Consider the following 19,117-nt stretch of genomic DNA (forward strand, 5'->3'; position numbering starts at 1 on the left):
CGCCGGCCGATTTCCGGCCAGTCACTTGTCGGCAGGACCGTATCCCGCGATCCTGCCGAGAACGTTTTTGATCTCCTGCTTCGGAAGCAACCGCGGCGTGCCGATCTGCAGGCAGCCGTGGTACTGCCGCGCCAGCGCCTCGACTTCGACCGAGAGCCACATCGCCTTCGACAGCGACGGCCCGACCGCGATCATGCCGTGATGTTCAAGCAGGCAGGCCAGCCGCCCTTCGAGCGCCTGGACGGCGTGCTCCGACAGCTCCTGCGTGCCGAAGGTCGCATAGGGCGCGACGCGGATGCTGTCGCCGCCGGCGCAGGCGATCATGTAATGGATCGGCGGAATCTCCAGATTCATGATCGCCAGAATCGTCGAATAGGGCGGATGGGCATGGACCACGGCGTTGACCTCGGGCCGCGCCCGCAGGATATCGAGGTGAAACCGCCACTCGCTCGACGGGCGCTGGGATGGGTCGTGTGAGCCGTCGAGCCCCATGAACACGATCTGCTCGGGCTGCATCGTCTCGTAGGGCACGCTGGTTGGCGTGATCAGCAGGCCGTTGTCATGGCGCAGGCTGATATTGCCCGAAGTGCCCTGATTGATGCCGAGCGCATTCATGCCGCGGCAGGCGTCGATGATGGATTGGCGCTTGTCCTTGTCGCTTTTGGCCGGCATTTCAACGTCCCTTGTATCCTGCGGAGAATGCTTGATTATTGCGTCGCAGTATAGTCGAACATCTGCTGCGATGAGTTGATCGGGAGTACCCATGACCAGTGCCGTTACCCAAGCTGTTCTTGGCATCATCGGCGGATCAGGCATCTACGACCTGCCGGGGCTGGAGGACGTCCGCGACGAGGCCATCGCAAGCCCGTGGGGCGAACCATCCGCCGCACTCGCGCGCGGCGTGATCGGGGGCCTGCCGATCGTGTTCCTGCCGCGGCACGGCAAGGGGCACGTGCTGTCGCCCTCCGACATCAACTACCGCGCCAATATCGACGTCCTGAAGCGGGCTGGGGTTACCGATCTGGTTTCGCTCTCGGCCTGCGGCTCGTTCAGGGAGGAACTGCCGCCCGGCACCTTCGTGCTGGTCGATCAGTTTGTCGATCGCACGCACAAGCGCGAGAGCTCGTTCTTCGGCAGGGGCTGCGTCGCCCATGTCTCGATGGCCCATCCGGTGTCGCCGCGGTTGCACGTGCATCTGGTTGCGGCCGCCAGGGCCGAAGGCATCGCGGCGGTGCAGGGCGGCACCTATGTCTGCATGGAAGGTCCGCAGTTCTCCTCGCTCGCCGAGAGCCTGACCTACAAGGCGCAAGGCTATTCGGTGATCGGCATGACCAACATGCCCGAGGCCAAACTCGCCCGCGAGGCCGAGATCTGTTACGCCAGCGTGGCGATGGTCACCGATTTCGATTGCTGGCATCCCCATCATGACGCGGTCACGGTGCAGGATATCGTTCGCGTGCTGAATTCGAATGCCGAGAAGGCGAGGGCGCTGGTGGCGCGCCTGGCCCGCGATTTCCCGCGCACGCATGAGCCGTGCCCCGTCGGTTCGGACCGGGCGCTCGACACCGCGCTGATCACGGCGCCGGACGCGCGCGATCCGGTCCTGTTGAGGAAGCTCGACGCGGTGGCCGGTCGGGTGTTGCGGTCATGAAGGTCGACGGCCGGCATTTCCGCAGTATCTGGCTGGAACCGGACGGCTGGTCGGTCGGGGCGATCGACCAGCGGCGCCTGCCGCATGAATTCGTCATTGCGCGGCTTGAGACCGCTGATGCTGCCGCAGACGCCATCCGCACCATGCTGGTACGCGGGGCGCCGCTGATCGGTGCGACCGCCGCTTACGGCATGGCGCTGGCGGTGCGCGACGATTGTTCCGACGCCGGCATTGACCGTGCCTACCAGTTGCTGATCGCGGCGCGGCCGACGGCCATCAATTTGAAATGGGCGCTCGATGAAATGATGCGCGCGATCATGCCGGCGCCGCCTTCCGAGCGCGCGGGCATCGCCTATGCCCGCGCAGCGGAAATCGCCGAACAGGATGTCGCGATCAATCGCGAGATCGGCCAGCATGGTCTGGCGCTAATCGAGGCGATCGCCGCGAGCAAGCCGCCGGGCGATGCGATCAACATCCTGACCCATTGCAATGCCGGATGGCTGGCGACGGTCGATTGGGGGACCGCGACGGCGCCGATCTACCTCGCTCACGATCGTGGCCTGAAGATTCACGTCTGGGTTGACGAAACCCGGCCGCGGAATCAGGGCGCTTCGCTCACTGCCTGGGAGCTCGGGCACCACGGGGTGCCGCACACGGTGATCGCCGACAACACCGGTGGCCATCTGATGCAGCACGCCATGGTCGATCTCGCCATCGTCGGAACCGACCGGGTGACCGCCAATGGCGACGTTTGCAACAAGATTGGAACCTACCTGAAGGCGCTCGCAGCATACGACAATGGCGTCCCGTTCTATGTTGCGCTGCCATCGCCGACCCTCGACTTTAGTATCGATGACGGCATCAGGCAGATCCCGATCGAGCAGCGTGGCGCCGATGAAGTCGCCACCATGACCGGCCGTACCGCCGACGGCCGCATCGAAACCGTGCGCGTGGTGCCTGCCGGCTCGCCGGTCGCCAATTATGCCTTCGATGTCACGCCGGCCCGGCTGGTGACGGGCCTGATCACCGAGCGCGGCGTGTTGCAGCCCGATCGTGCTGCACTTGCGAGCGCTTTTCCGGATCGCGCCTGACCTCATTGACGCCTGGTATACCAGCACGCTATCCCCTCTGCCGGAGCGAACCTGCCGGGATAAGCGTGATTCATGTCCAATACCGATATCGAAATTATCGTCGATGATCCGACTGCACCGGAGGCGGATTCGCCGGCGGTGACGTCGGCCGCCGTCGTCGAAGTCGTGGTGTCGCTGTTGCTGCTCGCGCTTGCCGTGACGCTCGGATGGGACAACTGGCGCACCGGGGCGGCCTGGGATTCGACCGGTCCGCAGCCCGGCTATTTTCCGTTCTATCTTTCCGTGATTCTCGGCGGCGCCAGTCTCTACGGCCTCGCCACCGCCTTCCTGTCGCGCAAGGAAGCCGCGGAAGTTTTCGTCACCCGGGCGCAGCTTCGCCGGGTCATGGCGGTGTTCGTGCCGACCTTCCTGTTCTGTCTCGCCACTCAGTTTCTCGGGCTCTATGTCGCAAGCTTCTTCCTCATCGCCGGCTTCATGCGGATGGTCGGCAAGATCGCGCTGTGGAAGTCGCTTCTGACCGCCTTCATCTTCACCGCGGTGATGTTCGTGACCTTCGACATCGCCTTCGACGTCATCATGCCGAAGGGGCCGCTCGAAGCGGCCTTCGGCCACTAACAGATCGACGGGACCCGAATAATGGAAGCCTTCGGTCTGCTCGTGCACGGCTTTGCCGTTCTGCTGACATGGAAGACGATGCTTTTGATGATGGTCGGGCTGGTGCTCGGCATTTTCGTCGGCGTGCTGCCGGGCCTCGGCGGCCCCAATGGCGTGGCGATCCTGTTGCCGCTCACGTTCACGATGGATCCGACCTCGGCGATCGTGATGCTGTCCTGCATCTACTGGGGTGCGCTGTTCGGCGGCGCCATCACCTCGATCCTGTTCAACATTCCCGGCGAAGCCTGGTCGGTCGCGACCACCTTCGACGGCTACCCGATGGCGCAACAGGGCAGGGCGGCGGAAGCGCTGACGGCCGCCTTCACCTCCTCCTTCATCGGCTCTCTGGTCGCGGTGCTCCTGATCACGTTTCTGGCGCCGATGATCTCGTCGTTCGCGCTGAAATTCGGTCCGCCGGAATTCTTCTCGGTTTACCTGCTCACCTTCTGCTCGTTCGTCGGCCTCGGCCGCGAAGCCAAGCACAAGACCGTCATTTCGATGTCGCTCGGCCTGCTGCTCGCCGGCATCGGCATGGACACCGTGTCCGGACAGCTGCGCATGACCTTTGGTTCGTCGGAGCTGCTGCGCGGCATCAACTTCCTGGTCGCGGTGATCGGCCTGTTCGGCATCAGCGAAATCCTGCTGACGATGGAGGAGCGCCTGGCGCTGCGCGGTCACGCCGCCGGCATTTCCCTTCGCGTGGTGCTGTCGGTGTGGAAGGACCTGCCGAAATACTGGGTGACGCTGCTGCGCTCGTCCTTCATCGGCTGCTGGCTCGGCATTACGCCGGGCGGGGCCATCGCAGCCTCGTTCATGGGGTACAACCTCGCCAAGCGCTTCTCCAAGGATCCGGACAGCTTTGGCAAGGGCCGTATCGAGGGTGTGTTCGCGCCGGAAACCGCGGCCCATGCATCCGGCACCGCGGCGTTGCTGCCGATGCTGGCACTCGGCATTCCCGGCTCCGGCACCGCGGCGATTTTGCTGGGCGGCCTGATGGTGTGGGGCCTCAATCCGGGGCCGTTGCTGTTCGTCGAGCATAAGGACTTCGTCTGGGGTCTGATCGCGTCGATGTATCTCGGCAATGTCGTCGGCCTCGTGCTGGTGCTGACGACGGTGCCGATCTTTGCCTCGATCCTGCGGGTGCCGTTCGCCGCCGTCGCTCCGATGATTGTGGTGTCCTGCGCGATCGGCGCCTACGCGATCCAGAACGCGATGTTCGACATCTGGCTGATGCTCGGCTTTGGCGTCGTCGGTTACGTCTTCAAGAAGATCGGCATTCCCCTGGCGCCGTTCACGCTGGCGCTGGTGCTCGGCAACCGCGCCGAGGATGCGTTCCGGCTGTCGATGATCGGCTCCGGCGGGGACATGAAGGTGTTCTGGTCGAACGGCCTGGTCGGTTCGATCACGACGCTTGCGATCGTGCTGTTGTTCTGGCCCGTCATCGACAAGGCGTTCGGTGGCGTGACGCGAATGCTGCGGCCAGCGAAGGCGTGAGGCGCTGCGACCTTGGCAACCGCCCCCATGTGGCTCCGTGAACGAAACGTTTTGCCCGCCCTGCAATCGGTTGGCTTGGAAACGCTGAAACCGCGCGATCACACCACCTTGCGCTGGCGCAGCTCCGCGATTTCGTCCTTGCCGAAACCGAACTCGGTAAGCACTTCCTCGGTCTGCTCGCCGAATTCCGGCGGACGCGCGGCCATCGGACTCGGCGTGCGCGACAGCGTCACCGGCTGGGCGACCAGCTGGATGTGCCGGTTCTCGTCATTGGGACGTGCTGCGCGATGCCGAGATGCTTGACCTGGGCATCATCGAACATCTGATCGATCAAATAGATTGGGCCTCAGGGCAGGCCGGCGGCGTTGAGTTCCCTTGATCAGGTATGTCAAAAAACTACCGCAGGCCCCGTACCCTTTTGTCCAGGGACGAGGCGGGCAGCGCCCGACGAAAAAGCGCTACCCAGTTCTGGGTACCGCAAGTTAGTCCTCTGCAGACGCGGCACTCCGCATGAGCCAAGCCGAGTATCGCCGAAGCGAGATAACGTTGTTTCGTCCCAATTTCCGTTCGTTCCACGCAACTTGCGTTGGCATCGAAATGTCTGGCTGGTCATCAGAGCCGACCACAACTGGAAGTGATAATAAACTGTAATAGCATTTTTTTGGTTGTATTTCTGGGCGACGGCGATGATTGACGCGGGCTAACGATTAAGAGAGCAGAGCGATGTCAAAAACGATCAGCAGCAGCACGACGGGTCCGGTACTTCTAGGCACGGCCGACAATCCTCTTTCCATCACCAGCACGGGCACGGTGACCTCGACGGGCTCTGCCGATGGCATCGACGGGGGAGCCGGCACCACCTGGACGATTTCGAATGCGGGCGTGGTCTCCGCTTCCAGCGGCAATGGCGTGTCGCTGGCCAGCAGCGGCATCGTCGGCAACACCGGCTCGATTTCGGGCAATGATGCCCTCGTGCTCCGCGCGGGCGGCAGCGTGACGAACGACGTCGGTGGGTCCATCTCGGGCCTCGGCGCCCTCGGGGCTGGATTGGGTTTCGGCGCGGGCGTCTACATCACGGGCGCTGCGGGCACGGTGACGAACCACAGCACGATCTCCGGCGTGGCCTATGGCGTCGGCTTCGGAGCCGGGGGCCTCGTAACCAACACCAGTTCGATTACGGGTGGCGAGGATGGCGCCATCGTCCAAGGCGCCATCGGGACGATCGCGAACTTCGGCAATATCACCGCGACGGTCGACGACGGCGTCGCTCTCTTCAAAGGCGGTAGCGTGACGAACGCCTCAGGCGCTTCCATTTCAGGCGCTGGTGGGGCCGGCATTTTCATCACCGGCGGCGCCGGCACGGTCACGAATGCGGGCAGCATCGCAGGACTTACCCATCATGGGGTGCTGATTGCTGGCGGCGGCAGTCTTTCGAACGCTGCGTCCGGGTCCATTTCGGCCCTGGGTGTCGGCGTCTTTTTCGAGACCAATCCAGGCACGGTTACGAACGCCGGCTTTATTACCGGGACAGGAACGCAAGGAACCGGCGTCTATCTGGAGAATGGCGGCAGTGCTACGAACACCTCAACCGGGACCATCATAGGCCACAAGTTCGGCGCCTTTCTGGAGGGCGGCAACAACACGCTTGCGAACTACGGTAGCATTTCGGGGGCGACCTATGACGGGGCCGTCCTCGGGCTTGGCGGTACAGTCACCAACGCTGCGGGCGCTTCCATTTCGGGTCTCAATGGCGGCGTCTATGTCAAGTACCGGGCGGCCGGCACGGTCACCAACAGCGGCAGCATCAGCGCCAGCGGGACAGGCAGCGCCGGCATCGATCTGGCCGATGGCGGCATCGTCACGAACAATTCGACCGGGTCGGTGTCGGGCAATAACTTCGGCGTCTTCATCACCGGAGCCGCCGGCACCGTCACCAACACTGGCAGCATTGCGAGCGTGAAATACGGCGGCGTTGACCTCGTGAAAGGCGGCAGCGTCACCAACAGCGCAGGCGCCTCGATCAAGGGCGGCAGCGTCGGTGTCTATGTCGGCTTGGGAGCGTCAGGGACGGTCACCAACAGCGGCAGCATTAGTGCGGCCAATGCCAGTGGCGCGGGTGTCGATCTCGGGGGCGGGGGCAGCATCACGAATAATTTGGGCGGGTCGATTTCGGGCGGCGGGTTCGGCGTCTTCACCAACGGTGCTCTCGGGACGCTGAACAACAGCGGCAGCATCTCCGGCGCTCACGGTGTCGGCCTTCTGGCTGGCGGCAGCATCACGAACGCCGCCTCCGGCTCGATCGCGGGCCAGGCCGCCGGCATCTTTGGGACGGGAGGTGCCACAACGCTCAGCAATGCCGGAAGCATCAGCGCGACGGCCGGCGCTGGCGCCGATATCGAGGGCGGCGGCAGCATCACGAACCTTGCGGGCGCTACCATCTCGGGCAGCGCCTTCGGCATCTTCCTCACTGGCGGTTCCGGCACGGTCACGAACGCCGGCACGATTTCCGGCGCGACCTATGCCATCGACTTCGCGGGCAGCGCCACCAATCGGCTCATCGTCGACCCCGGCGCCGTGTTCGTCGGCGGGGTGACCGGCGGCAGCGGCACGAGCACGCTGGAGCTCGCCAGCGGCACCGGTTCGATCGGCGGAGTGGGCACCGGCTCGTTCAATCACTTCCAGGTACTTGCTGTCGATGCCGGCGCGACCTGGACGCTCAGCGGTGCGAATATTGCTCCAACTGTCCTCGACAACGGCACGATCAGCATCGCCGGCTTACTCGACGTGTCGACGGGTATTGATGCAAGCAGTACCGGTCTTTTCAAACTCGGCAGCGGCGCCACGCTTGAAGTTGCCGCGGCCACCGGCGCGATTTCGCAAATCAATTTCCTGGACGGCACCAGCGAACTGATCATCGACAATGCTGCATTGTTCGGCACCAATGTCGGCACCGCATCCTATGCGGGACCGCAGCTGCAACACTTCGCACCTGGGGACAAGATCGATCTTAAGAACTTTTCCTCGGCAGGCGTGACGCTCAACTTCAACGCGTCGACGGGCGTGCTGCAGGTGTCGAACAGCGCCAACCAGGTGGCGAGCCTGGACTTCCAGACCTCCAGCCTCGGCGGCCCGGTCTTCGCAGCCAGCAGCGACGGAGCGACTGGCATCTTCATAACCGAACCTGTCCCCACGGTGATCGAGGCATTTGGCTCGACCAGCCTGGTTCAGGTTGCAGATAACTACTTTCTGGATCCCGTCGGCGGCGGCGCCGGGCCAGAGCTGAAACTTGCCGGCGCGGCAGTGGCGGCCAGCCAGATTACCAGCTGGACCATACGCGGCGCAGAGGCCGTTGCCGGAGGCTACGATGTGGCGTGGAAAAACAATGCCACGGGCCTCTACAATATCTGGAGCGTTGACAGCAGCGGCAATTACACCACCACTCTCCTTGCCGGCGCAGCCCCGACCAGCTTGGCGCTGGAATCACTCGAGACTACCTTCCATCAGGACCTTAACGGCGACGGCACGATTGGACCCGCCACTACGGTGATCGAGGCATTTGGCTCGACCAGCCTGGTTCAGGTTGCAGATAACTACTTTCTTGATCCCGTCGGCGGCGGCACCGGGCCTGAGCTGAAACTTGCCGGCGCAGCAGTGGCGGCCAGCCAGATTACCAGCTGGACCATACTCGGCGCAGAGGCCGTTGCCGGAGGCTACGATGTGGCGTGGAAAAACAATGCCACGGGCCTCTACAATATCTGGAGCGTTGACAGCAGCGGCAATTACACCACCACTCTCCTTGCCGGCGCAGCCCCGACCAGCTTGGCGCTGGAATCACTGGAGACTACCTTCCATCAGGACCTTAACGGCGACGGCACGATTGGACCGGCCACTAGTGTGATCGAGGCATTTGGCTCGACCAGCCTGGTTCAGGTTGTAGATAACTACTTTCTTGATCCCGTCGGCGGCGGCACCGGGCCTGAGCTGAAACTTGCCGGCGCAGCAGTGGCGGCCAGCCAGATTACCAGCTGGACCATACGCGGCGCAGAGGCCGTTGCTGGAGGCTACGATGTGGCGTGGAAAAACAATGCCACGGGCCTCTACAATATCTGGAGCGTTGACAGCAGCGGCAATTACACCACCACTCTCCTTGCCGGCGCAGCTCCGACCAGCTCGGCGCTGGAATCACTGGAAACCACCTTCCATCAGGACCTTAACGGCGACGGCACGATTGGACCGGCCCCCACGGTGATCGAGTCATTCGGCTCGACCAGCCTGGTTCAGGTTGTAGATAACTACTTTCTTGATCCCGTCGGCGGCGGCACCGGGCCAGAGCTGAAACTTGCCGGCGCAGCAGTGGCGGCCAGCCAGATTACCAGCTGGACCATACTCGGGGCAGAGGCCGTTGCCGGAGGCTATGATGTGGCGTGGAAAAACAATGCCACGGGCCTCTACAATATCTGGAGCGTTGACAGCAGCGGCAATTACACCACCACTCTCCTTGCCGGCGCAGCCCCGACCAGCTTGGCGCTGGAATCACTGGAGACTACCTTCCACCAGGAGCTAACTGGCGGGCCAACGCTTACGATCAGCAATTTGGCGCCGACCGTTTCCGCTGGAGGTTCAATCCCGCTTGGTGTCCAGGTCACGCCGGCCGATGCGGATGACACGGTGTCCGTGACGATCAGCGGGCTGACCAGTTACGAGACGATCACCGATAATCTCGATCAGACGATCTTCAGCGGTGGCTCGGTCACTCTGAGCGCCGCCGAGGTCAACAGCGGGCTGACATTGCATTCGTCATATGGTGGTACGGGCCATCCGGTCAACAATCTGATCGTCACGGCGAGCAACACGACATCGGGCGAAGCGGCAAGCCCGGCAACGCAAACGATCGTCATCACCGACCCGCCGGTGATCGCGTCAAGCCCGCAATCGAGTTTGCCGACCCCTCGGACCGCGACGGCGGACTTCAGCTCACACGTTGGCGCGTCGCCAGCCGGTTTGGCGCCCTCGGCATACACGGCGCTCGCAGGGCTGCTCGATCAGTATATGGCAGCAGGATCCCAGCATAGTCCGCCTGGCGTGACCTCCTGGACGTCTTCGCCGCAAGCGTGGCTCGGCGGCGATAAGGAGTTCCTGACCAAACCGCATGGCTAGCATCTGACGACCGAACGATTTGTGAATAGACGATGCGGCAGGTTTGAACCCCGAGTATCCGTGTGGTCAGGCAGTAAGCTCTAACGAAAATCCCGCGTTTCGAAATCTTGGGATTTGCTTGGGGTGATCGTTGGCTTCCCATTCGATACGCCGGGGCGAAACCCATAGTACGCGCGATGTCGCGACAGGGTCGATCGCCCGTCGTTTCCACCAGGATACTTCGTCGCCGTGGCTATGGACGTCGCGGTGAAGAAACTCTGCAAAGTGGTGCAGTGAACTCGTCGCTCACTTTCAATCCTATAGCTCGCGGTTGAGTAAAGCGCGGGTGGTGAGCGTCAGCGGGGCTTCTTCCGCAGATCAGGGACGGCTGCGATGCCACGATTTTGAGGTGGGCTTGTCGCGTAGTCGTCGCGGTTCGCCGAAGGTAAGCTTGCTCTTTTCGATCTCGGCGGGAGGTGTATCGGCTTGCAGATGTGTCGACACTGATGGGGTGTGATCGACCGCTGATTGAGATGAGGCCGGAGGGACCGTCGAATGATGCTGCAGCCAAAGCTCAACTCATCCAGGAGATCCAAACCCTGCCAGAGGACGGCCTACAGCATCGCGCCATCAATCCTGAAGGCGAAGAACCGCCATTCGTGGCTGTGGAATCATGACGGGGAGCGCAGCGCAGCAACGAAGGTAGTCCGGCAAGGTGGCGATTGAAGAAACGGAGGGTGTATAAGCTCGGCCATCATGAGGCCTATCCTTGGGTTGATTCTATTGGGAGCGTGTTTGCCGCTGATGTCGTGCGCGGCCGGCAGTCGAACGATTGGCGAGACAGCCGCCGATATATTGCCGACATGGTCAGGTAGCGAACCTTAGGGATTGCCTCCCAGAAGAGGTACGGCCGAATATGATGCCTGGATGGCTAAGCGGGCCCAGTGACCTTGCCCCCAGGTTTTATCCAATCCCGAGTTCGCTCGTGGCGTTTGGGTTGCCCGGTTGGGCGGTGGTAGCGACGGGAGCTAGCGCGGAGCCATCGGCATAGCGCAGCGCCAGATCCCGGCGCGGATTGCAGGTGAAGGCGTACTCGGAGGGTGTCTTCCATCCGAGCTGAGAATGGGGGCGTGAGCCGTTGTAGTCGGCGCGCCAGCATCCAAGGGCAACGCGAGCCTGCGCCAGCGAGGAGAACAGCGTTTCGTTTAACAATTCATCCCGTAGCCGGCCGGCTCTCGATGAAGACGTTCTGCATGGGTTTGCCCCGGCGCGATGTAATGCCATTCGACGCGGGCTTGGTCCGCCCATGTCAGGATGGCGTTACTGGTAAGCTCGCTGCCATTGTCGCTGACGATCATCTTCGGCTTGCCGCGCTCGATCATCAGCCGATCCAGTTCCCGCGCCACGCGGACCCCGGAGAGCGAGGTGTCGGCCACCAGCGCCAGGCTTTCTCGGGTGCAGTCATCGACGATGGTCAGGATGCGGAAGCGGCGGCAGTCGGTGAGTTGCTCCGACACGAAGTCGAGCGACCAGCGTTCGTTGGGCGCCATCGGAACCAGCATCGGCGCCCTGGTTCCGATGGCCCGCTTGCGGCCGCCACGGCGGCGCACCGCCAGCTTCTCCTCCCGATAGAGCCGGAACAGCCTCTTGTGGTTGATCACGTAGCCCTCCCGCCTGAGCAGAACATGCAGGCGTCGGTAGCCGAAACGGCGGCGTTCCTGGGCGATCGCCTTCATGCGTTGACGATGCCGGCATCATCCGCCCGGGTCGTCTGATATCTCATGGTCATGCGGCAGCAGCCGATGGCTTTACACGCCCGCCGTTCGCTCATCCCGTGGGCTTCCACCAGATGAGCGACAGCTTTCCACTTCCCCGCGGGCGTCACCATTCTTTCCCAGGAGATCCTTCAGCGCCAGCATTATCCAGCATGGCTTCAGCCAGCAGCCGCTTCAGCTTCGTGTTCTCGTCCTCCAGCGACCGCAGCCGCTTGGCCTCAGAGACGTCCATCCCTCCGAATTTGGCCTTCCATTTGTAGATGCTGGCGTCGCTGACACCATGCTTGTGGCAGAGATCGGTGACTGAGACCCCGGCCTCGTGCTCCTTCAAGATCCCGATGATCTGCTCTTCCGTAAATCGATTGCGCTTCATGCTCTGGTCCTCGTCTTGGGCCAGAGCGAACTTCAAACTGGATTAAGCCCGAGGGGCAAGGTCAGAAAAGCCGAATGAACCGCAAGAATCAGATTGTTCACTTGCAAGAATTGTCAGCGGCTCCCCCTGCTGAAATAAATAAAATTGAGCAGAACGAGCTGAAAGTATGGAAGGCTGATGAGCAGGACAGATATAATGCCGAGACTCCGCTTCAGCGTCGTGATGGTGTCTGCGCAGAAGCCGAACTCGGCCGCCGTCACGCCGGTATATGGTTGGAAACTGCCGTGCGAGGTGTTAAATTCACCCGTTCGCCAGAGGAGCTCCGATGACAAGCCAGAGTCCAGCCTTACAAGATCTTACTATTCGCTCGACCGAAATTCTTGATTCCACGGGAAAGCCCGTTCGTGGCCTGGAAGCTGGCGAAACTTATTTGATCGCCATTACAGTTACGGCCGTAAGAGCCGTCAAGAATATCAGTATAGGATACAATATCAAACTCGCCAACGGAATAGCTGTTTATGGGACGTCCTCCGCCATCCAAGGGCATTTGCTGGATTTCGAAGGCGGAGAAACCAAGGTTTCCCGCTTTACATTCAAACCTGATCTTGGGCTTGGAACTTATTATCTCTCATCCGGTGTTGCTGAGACGCTCACGCCAGAGGATGAGATTCACAACTATGTCATGCTTGATTTTGTCCACGATGCCTTACCTTTTGTAGTTGCCTCAGACAAGAACACTGGCTTGGCTAACTTGAAGAGTGAAATAATTTCCTTTGAAAAGATCGGCGTGCAGTAATGGGCATCAACTTGGAATTTGTCGCGACTCTTGCCGAGATGAGGTCTCAGCTCCCGGGCAAAGCCACCGTGATAGAACTGGGCGCGCAGGACGTTTCTGCTGACCCTTTCGCTGTGGCAAAATTACTCGCGGGTTTTGGATTCGAGAATAGCGGCCCTATTAACACGGCCGCTGAACTTTATCGCCGTTCGGGATTCTCAGGCTACGATGCCATCGACATTAACGGCGGTTCCGAAAACGTTCACACTTTTGACCTAAACCATGATCTCACCTCTACCTACGGTTTTACGAGGACGTTTGATCTGGTGACAAATTTGGGAACCTTAGAGCATTGTTTTGATCAAGCATCTGGTTTCCGAAACATGCATCGCCTCACGAAGACCGGCGGAATAATGATCCATTGCCTGCCTTCGCAAGGGTTGGTGAACCATGCGTTTTACAACTACCATCCTCGCTTGATCGCCGAACTGGCGAAAGCCAACGGATACGAGATTAGCTATGTCTTCCTCACCGCAGACTTCACCCCGAAGCGCGTTCCGTATACGATTGAGAACTTCCAATTGCACGATGGTCGAGACGTTTTGTTCTACGCCGTCATGAGAAAAGCCAATGAGGCAGATTTCAAAAATCCCTCTGATAGTATGTTCACCGACCAGGAAAATGTCATGGCCGGCGAATATCGCCCTTATGTCAAAGCGCCCTGGTCAAACATTCGGACTGACGGCAACTGATTCGAAACGATCAAGATTCTCAGAGAAAAAATGCAAATTGCGGCCGCGGCCTTCGTTAGATCGCCTTCGATCACGCTCCGCACCATCGCCTCTCGACCTTTCGGCGTCTGAGGTGCATTCTTGTGGCTGTTCATCTGGTCTCTCCGTGGAACACTGAAGCTTCGCAACCTCAGCTTCCTCGGTTCGGACCAGATGGACAACCTCCTGAAAGCTCACAACTAGAGCGCCGGCACGGCCTTGGGTTGGAGGTGTGATGAGTTGCGACGCGGGTAAAACGTCCTCCGTCATTGCAACGGCGTTGAATGTTGAACTGTCATTGTGGGAAGGCGGGAAGCATCGAACTCGGAATTCCGGGATTCCGGGTTTGGTCTCTGCAAATGCGTTGCTCGCCCTGCAATCGGGCGGTCGGGAAACGTTGAAAAACGCGGGATCACACCACTTTGCGCTGGCGCAGTTCCGCGATTTCGTCCTTGCCAAAGCCGAACTCGGCAAGCACTTCCTCGGTCTGTTCGCCGAATTCCGGCGGACGCGCCGCCATCGAACTCGGCGTGCGCGACAGCGTCACCGGCTGGGCGACCAGCTGGATCTGCCGGTTCTCGTCATTGGGGACGTGCTGCGCGATGCCGAGATGCTTGACCTGGGCATCGTCGAACATCTGGTCGATCGAATAGATCGGGCCGCAAGGCACGCCGGCGGCGTTGAGTTCGTTGACCCAGGTTTCCGTGGGTTTCTTCTGAGTGAGCTTGTCGATGACGGCATTGAGCGCATCGCGGTTTTTCGAGCGTAACGGCGCGGTGGCGTAATCGGGATGGGTAACGAGTTCGGGCGCGCCGATCGCCTGCGCGCAACGTTCCCAGATCCGCCCGCCGGTGGTGGCAATATTGATGTAGCCGTCGGAGGTCCTGAACACGCCGGTCGGAATGCTGGTCGGGTGGTTGTTGCCGGCCTGCTTGGCGACTTCCTTTTCCATCAGCCAGCGCGAGGCCTGGAAGTCGAGCATGAAGATCTGGGCCTGCAGCAGCGAGGTCTGCACCCACTGGCCCTGGCCGGAGACGTCGCGTTCCAGCAGTGCGGTGAGGATGCCGATAGCACAGAACAGTCCGGCGGTGAGGTCGGCGACGGGGATGCCGACCCGCATCGGGCCTTCGCCCGGCGCACCGGTGACCGACATCAGCCCGCCCATGCCCTGGGCGATCTGATCGAAGCCCGGCCGCTTATGATAGGGGCCGTCCTGTCCGAAGCCGGAGATGCTGCCATAGACGATGCGAGGGTTGATCTGGCGCAGGCTCTCATAGTCAATACCGAGCTTGGCCTTGACGTCGGGGCGGAAGTTCTCGACCACGACGTCGGCCTGCTCGGCGAGGCGCTTAAACACTTCGAGGCCCTTGGGGTCCTTGAGATTCAGCGTCATCGCCCGTTTGTTGCGGTGCAAATTCTGGAAGTCCGAGCCCTGGCGCGGGCCACCCGGTTGTTCCCCGGCCGCGTCCTCCAGCAGCGCATCGACCTTGATGACATTGGCCCCCCAGTCCGCCAGTTGCCGCACGCAGGTCGGCCCGGAACGAACGCGGGTGAGGTCGAGCACGGTGAAGCGGGTAAGGGCCTGCGAGGCGCGGGGGAAAGGCATTGAGAAACCTTCTTTTTCTGGGATTTCGCGGGATAAGGGCAGCCGCCATCTGACTTAGACAATTTGGCCGGGAATTCCAACTGCCGCCTCGGTCGGCCGCCGGAGCGAGGGGGAGGCGGCCGGCGTGCTATCCTGGCTTGCCCAGGCGTTGGCATCGAACGCGACCCCGAAATACTACGGGCATGGAGCTGTGGGGCGACTCTTGCTTTCGCCGTAATAGTGAAGAAGCAAGAAAGGCTAGTAAACAAGCCTTAATGCGGTGATTCTAGGCTTGCGAGTGGATGTGCGACACCAACCGCGGCCGACCAGATGAAGAAGAACACTTCGCTTTCCGATGTTGCCAGTGCCGCCCCGTCCTTCGACTATGGGAATGGCGCAGCCATGCCCGCGCCGGCCGCCGCGAACGACGGACTCATCTTCGACGATGGCGAACCGTTCGCGCTCGCCGATGCCGGCTCCGTCAGCGTCAGCGCGGGTTCCGCCAAGTCTCTCGCGACGATCGCCACGCTTGCGGATTATTTGATCAACGGCTTCTGGCAATACAACAGCGCCATTGCCCATCACTGGGCCTCCAGCACCGTCACCTACAATATCAGCGGATTGAACGCCGCCGAGCAGTTCCTGGCGCAGTCGGCGCTGCAGGCGTGGCACGACGTCGCCAACGTCACCTTCGTGCAGACCGCCGGTAGTGCGAACATCACCTTCAGCGATGCCGGCACCATGCAAGCGGTCACCAATGCGAGCTGGTACGGCAACGGTGCGATGGCTTCGGCGAACGTCGATATCAGCTCCGACTGGATCGCCAATGACGGCGGCGCGATGGACGGCAAAACCGGCATCGACAGCTACGGCTACCAGACCTACATCCACGAAATCGGGCATGCGCTCGGTCTTGGTCATCAGGGGCCCTACAACGGCAGCGCGGTGTATTCCACCAATGCGCTCTATGCCGACGATACCTGGCAATATTCGATCATGTCGTACTTCTCGGAAAACAATTATTCCGGAAGTACCTACCGCTACGTGGTGTCGCCGCAAATGGCCGACATCTACGCCGTCGGCCAGATCTATGGCGCCGACACGACGACCCGGACCGGCGACACGGTTTACGGCTTCCACAGCAATGCGGGGGCCGTGTTCGATTTCAGCGCCTACACCCGCGCGCCGGCCCTCACGATCTACGACAGCGGCGGCAACGACACGCTGGATTGTTCCGGCTATTCGGCGGCGCAAACCATCGATCTGCACGCCGGCGCATTCTCGTCAGTAGGCGGGCTGGTCAACAATATCGGCATCGCGCTGAACACCAATATCGAAACCGCGATCGGCGGCAGCGGCAACGACACCCTGATCGCCAACGACAATGGCTGCACGCTGATTGGCGGCGCCGGCAACGATACGTTGATCGGCGGCGCAGGAAATGACCGGCTGATCGGCGGTCCGGGCGTCGATATCATGACGGGTGGCGGCGGCGCCGACACGTTCGTGTTCGCGACCGGGGATAGCTCGACGGTCGCCGGCCAGCACGACCGGATCACCGACTTTGTATCCGGCACCGACCATATCGATCTCAGCGGTATTGACGCGATCGCCAGCACCAGCGGTTATGACCCGTTCCGGTTCATCGGAAGTTCTGCCTTTGACGGCAGCGCCGGAGAGCTCGACTATTCCTACAACAGCACGCTGGGCGTTACCGTTGTCCAAGGTGATACCAACGGCGACCGGATTGCCGATTTCGGGATCGATCTGACTGGCAATGTCACGCTCAGCCTGGGCGACTTCATCGGTGCTTATTCAACCCCAGTCGTGATCGAGTCCAGTGGAGCCATCACCCTGGTGCGAGAGGGCAACAACTATTTTCTCAACCCCACCGCGGGCGGCGCTGGACCGTCCATCAAGTCCAACGGGGCACCTTTCGTGGCCTCGGCCCAGGCTGGCGCGTGGACGCCGATCGGGACGGAGCCGACAGCAAGCGGATACGAAATTGCCTGGAAGGTGATCGGTTCCGATCAATACATGGTCTGGAACGCCGACAGCAACGGCAACTTTGTTTCCTCCCCGACCGGGATCGTCGCAGGCAGCAACGCGGCTCTAGAAGAGCTCGAAACCAGCTTCCATCAGGACCTCAATGGCGACGGCGTGATCGGCATGCCTGCGCCGGTCGTCATCGAATCCGCCGGCCTGACCAAGCTGGACCTGGTGGGCAGCAACTATTTCCTCGATCCATTGGGCGGCGGTACGGGTCCATCGATCAAGTCCAGCGGGGCACCTTTCGTGGCCTCGACCCAAGCTGGCGCGTGGACGCCGATCGGGACGGAGCCGACAGCAAGCGGATACGAAATTGCCTGGAAGGTGATCGGTTCCGATCAATACATGGTCTGGAACGCCGACAGCAACGGCAACTTTGTTTCCTCCCCGACCGGGATCGTCGCAGGCAGCAACGCGGCTCTAGAAGAGCTCGAAACCAGCTTCCATCAGGACCTCAATGGCGACGGCGTGATCGGCATGCCTGCGCCGGTCGTCATCGAATCCGCCGGCCTGACCAAGCTGGACCTGGTGGGCAGCAACTATTTCCTCGATCCATTGGGCGGCGGTACGGGTCCATCGATCAAGTCCAGCGGGGCACCTTTCGTGGCCTCGACCCAAGCTGGCGCGTGGACGCCGATCGGGACGGAGCCGACAGCAAGCGGATACGAAATTGCCTGGAAGGTGATCGGTTCCGATCAATACATGGTCTGGAACGCCGACAGCAACGGCAACTTTGTTTCCTCCCCGACCGGGATCGTCGCAGGCAGCAACGCGGCTCTAGAAGAGCTCGAAACCAGCTTCCATCAAGACCTCAATGGCGACGGCGTGATCGGCATACCTGCGCCGGTCGTCATCGAATCCGCCGGCCTGACCAAGCTGGACCTGGTGGGCAGCAACTATTTCCTCGATCCATTGGGCGGCGGTACGGGTCCATCGATCAAGTCCAGCGGGGCACCTTTGGTGGCCTCGACCCAGGCTGGCGCGTGGACGCCGATCGGGACGGAGCCGACAGCAAGCGGATACGAAATTGCCTGGAAGGTGATCGGTTCCGATCAATACATGGTCTGGAACGCCGACAGCAACGGCAACTTTGTTTCCTCCCCGACCGGGATCGTCGCAGGCAGCAACGCGGCTCTAGAAGAGCTCGAAACCAGCTTCCATCAGGACCTCAATGGCGACGGCGTGATCGGTGTTCCTGCGGTAGCGAGCCATCTGATGGGGCTCCAATCATTTGCATTCCGATCGAACCTCCCGGAGTTGTTCAGCTCGAACGATCATCAACTGCCGGATGTATCCGCGCTGCATGAGTTGGCCGGAGCTAGCCCGGCCCTTTCTCCGTTGGGGGCATACGATCCACCAGGTGCGTTCGATCACGGAACGCATGTTGCCGACCTGCACACGGGTGGTTTTTTCTTCCATTGAATCAAACAGCTGATGACCACTTCCGTGTTTCCGGCGGACTCGCAATCGTGGACGTCCTGTATGAAAGCGGAGGCTGCCGCACTCGCCACGGCGAAAGCCACCTCACAAGGCTGCACGAGCAGGTGTCGGTCATCACACCCGGCCGGAGCCGTTGCGGGGGTCATCGATTGCCGTGCGCGTCAGCCGAAACGTCGCGAGCGTTGATTGCCCTCGTTGCAGCGATACCGCAACATAACGTTTGACGGAAGACGAGCGCGACATTGCACGCATGTCGCGCATTGATTCGCTGGATGCTGCCGCGAACGGGCGAAGCTGCGCCCAATATGCTGGCGCATCTCAGTC

At 61.3% G+C, this 19,117-nt stretch carries 11 protein-coding genes and 2 pseudogenes; 9 read left to right on the forward strand and 4 right to left on the reverse strand.

The genetic code is table 11. The features are described from left to right. Positions 1-21: 21 nt before the first annotated feature. The gene (locus BLR13_RS30265; RefSeq protein ID WP_074816170.1) at positions 22-672 is read right to left on the reverse strand and encodes a class II aldolase/adducin family protein; all 651 of its coding nucleotides are present in this window, start codon (positions 670-672) and stop codon (positions 22-24) included. Between the two features lie 91 nt (positions 673-763). Between BLR13_RS30265 and BLR13_RS30270 the strand changes: the two genes are divergently transcribed. The 4 genes from BLR13_RS30270 to BLR13_RS30285 all read left to right on the forward strand — a co-directional run bounded on the left by BLR13_RS30270 (position 764) and on the right by BLR13_RS30285 (position 4,890). Further along, positions 764-1,651 carry an S-methyl-5'-thioadenosine phosphorylase gene (locus BLR13_RS30270; protein WP_074816167.1) on the forward strand — a complete coding sequence of 296 codons (888 nt, stop codon included), beginning with the start codon at positions 764-766 and terminating at the stop codon, positions 1,649-1,651. Beyond that, positions 1,648-2,742, forward strand: coding sequence for an S-methyl-5-thioribose-1-phosphate isomerase (gene mtnA, locus BLR13_RS30275; protein WP_074816165.1), 1,095 nt, complete (start codon positions 1,648-1,650; stop codon positions 2,740-2,742). Before BLR13_RS30270 ends, mtnA begins: the two co-directional genes overlap by 4 nt. A 72-nt stretch (positions 2,743-2,814) precedes the next feature. Next, positions 2,815-3,357, forward strand: coding sequence for a tripartite tricarboxylate transporter TctB family protein (locus BLR13_RS30280; RefSeq protein ID WP_074816163.1), 543 nt, complete (start codon positions 2,815-2,817; stop codon positions 3,355-3,357). Between the two features lie 21 nt (positions 3,358-3,378). After that, positions 3,379-4,890, forward strand: coding sequence for a tripartite tricarboxylate transporter permease (locus BLR13_RS30285; RefSeq protein ID WP_074816160.1), 1,512 nt, complete (start codon positions 3,379-3,381; stop codon positions 4,888-4,890). Positions 4,891-4,988: 98 nt separating this feature from the next. On the opposite strand, the pseudogene BLR13_RS30290 reads toward BLR13_RS30285, so the two are convergent. Next, positions 4,989-5,263: pseudogene (locus tag BLR13_RS30290) on the reverse strand (CoA transferase); the annotation flags it as partial. A gap of 350 nt (positions 5,264-5,613) precedes the next feature. Between BLR13_RS30290 and BLR13_RS30295 the strand changes: the two are divergent. After that, the gene (locus BLR13_RS30295; RefSeq protein WP_074816156.1) at positions 5,614-10,047 is read left to right on the forward strand and encodes a beta strand repeat-containing protein; all 4,434 of its coding nucleotides are present in this window, start codon (positions 5,614-5,616) and stop codon (positions 10,045-10,047) included. A gap of 942 nt (positions 10,048-10,989) precedes the next feature. Here BLR13_RS30295 and BLR13_RS30300 read toward each other — a convergent pair. Next, positions 10,990-12,174: pseudogene (locus BLR13_RS30300) on the reverse strand (IS3 family transposase). Positions 12,175-12,248: 74 nt separating this feature from the next. On the opposite strand from BLR13_RS30300, the gene BLR13_RS40690 reads away from it, so the two are divergent. Genes BLR13_RS40690 through BLR13_RS30310 form a run of 3 tightly spaced genes read left to right on the forward strand, consistent with a single transcriptional unit; the run spans position 12,249 to position 13,701 of the window. After that, positions 12,249-12,503 (forward strand): hypothetical protein, encoded by a 255-nt coding sequence (locus tag BLR13_RS40690; RefSeq protein WP_143039595.1) that lies wholly within the window; start codon positions 12,249-12,251, stop codon positions 12,501-12,503. Next, positions 12,500-12,970, forward strand: a complete 471-nt coding sequence (locus BLR13_RS30305) for a Wzt carbohydrate-binding domain-containing protein (RefSeq protein WP_074816151.1) — start codon at positions 12,500-12,502, stop codon at positions 12,968-12,970. Before BLR13_RS40690 ends, BLR13_RS30305 begins: the two co-directional genes overlap by 4 nt. After that, positions 12,970-13,701: a methyltransferase domain-containing protein gene (locus BLR13_RS30310; RefSeq protein ID WP_074816148.1), complete on the forward strand. Its 732-nt coding sequence runs from the start codon at positions 12,970-12,972 to the stop codon at positions 13,699-13,701. Before BLR13_RS30305 ends, BLR13_RS30310 begins: the two co-directional genes overlap by 1 nt. A 430-nt stretch (positions 13,702-14,131) precedes the next feature. Here the strand turns inward: BLR13_RS30310 and BLR13_RS30315 are convergent, their stop codons facing one another. After that, positions 14,132-15,325, reverse strand: a complete 1,194-nt coding sequence (locus tag BLR13_RS30315; protein ID WP_074816145.1) for a CaiB/BaiF CoA transferase family protein — start codon at positions 15,323-15,325, stop codon at positions 14,132-14,134. Between the two features lie 381 nt (positions 15,326-15,706). Between BLR13_RS30315 and BLR13_RS42320 the strand changes: the two genes are divergently transcribed. Continuing rightward, positions 15,707-18,775 carry a M10 family metallopeptidase C-terminal domain-containing protein gene (locus BLR13_RS42320; RefSeq protein WP_171944920.1) on the forward strand — a complete coding sequence of 1,023 codons (3,069 nt, stop codon included), beginning with the start codon at positions 15,707-15,709 and terminating at the stop codon, positions 18,773-18,775. The last annotated feature ends 342 nt before the right edge of the window (positions 18,776-19,117 follow it).

This window comes from Bradyrhizobium ottawaense, assembly GCF_900099825.1.
GTDB classification, from domain to species: Bacteria; Pseudomonadota; Alphaproteobacteria; order Rhizobiales; family Xanthobacteraceae; genus Bradyrhizobium; species Bradyrhizobium ottawaense_A.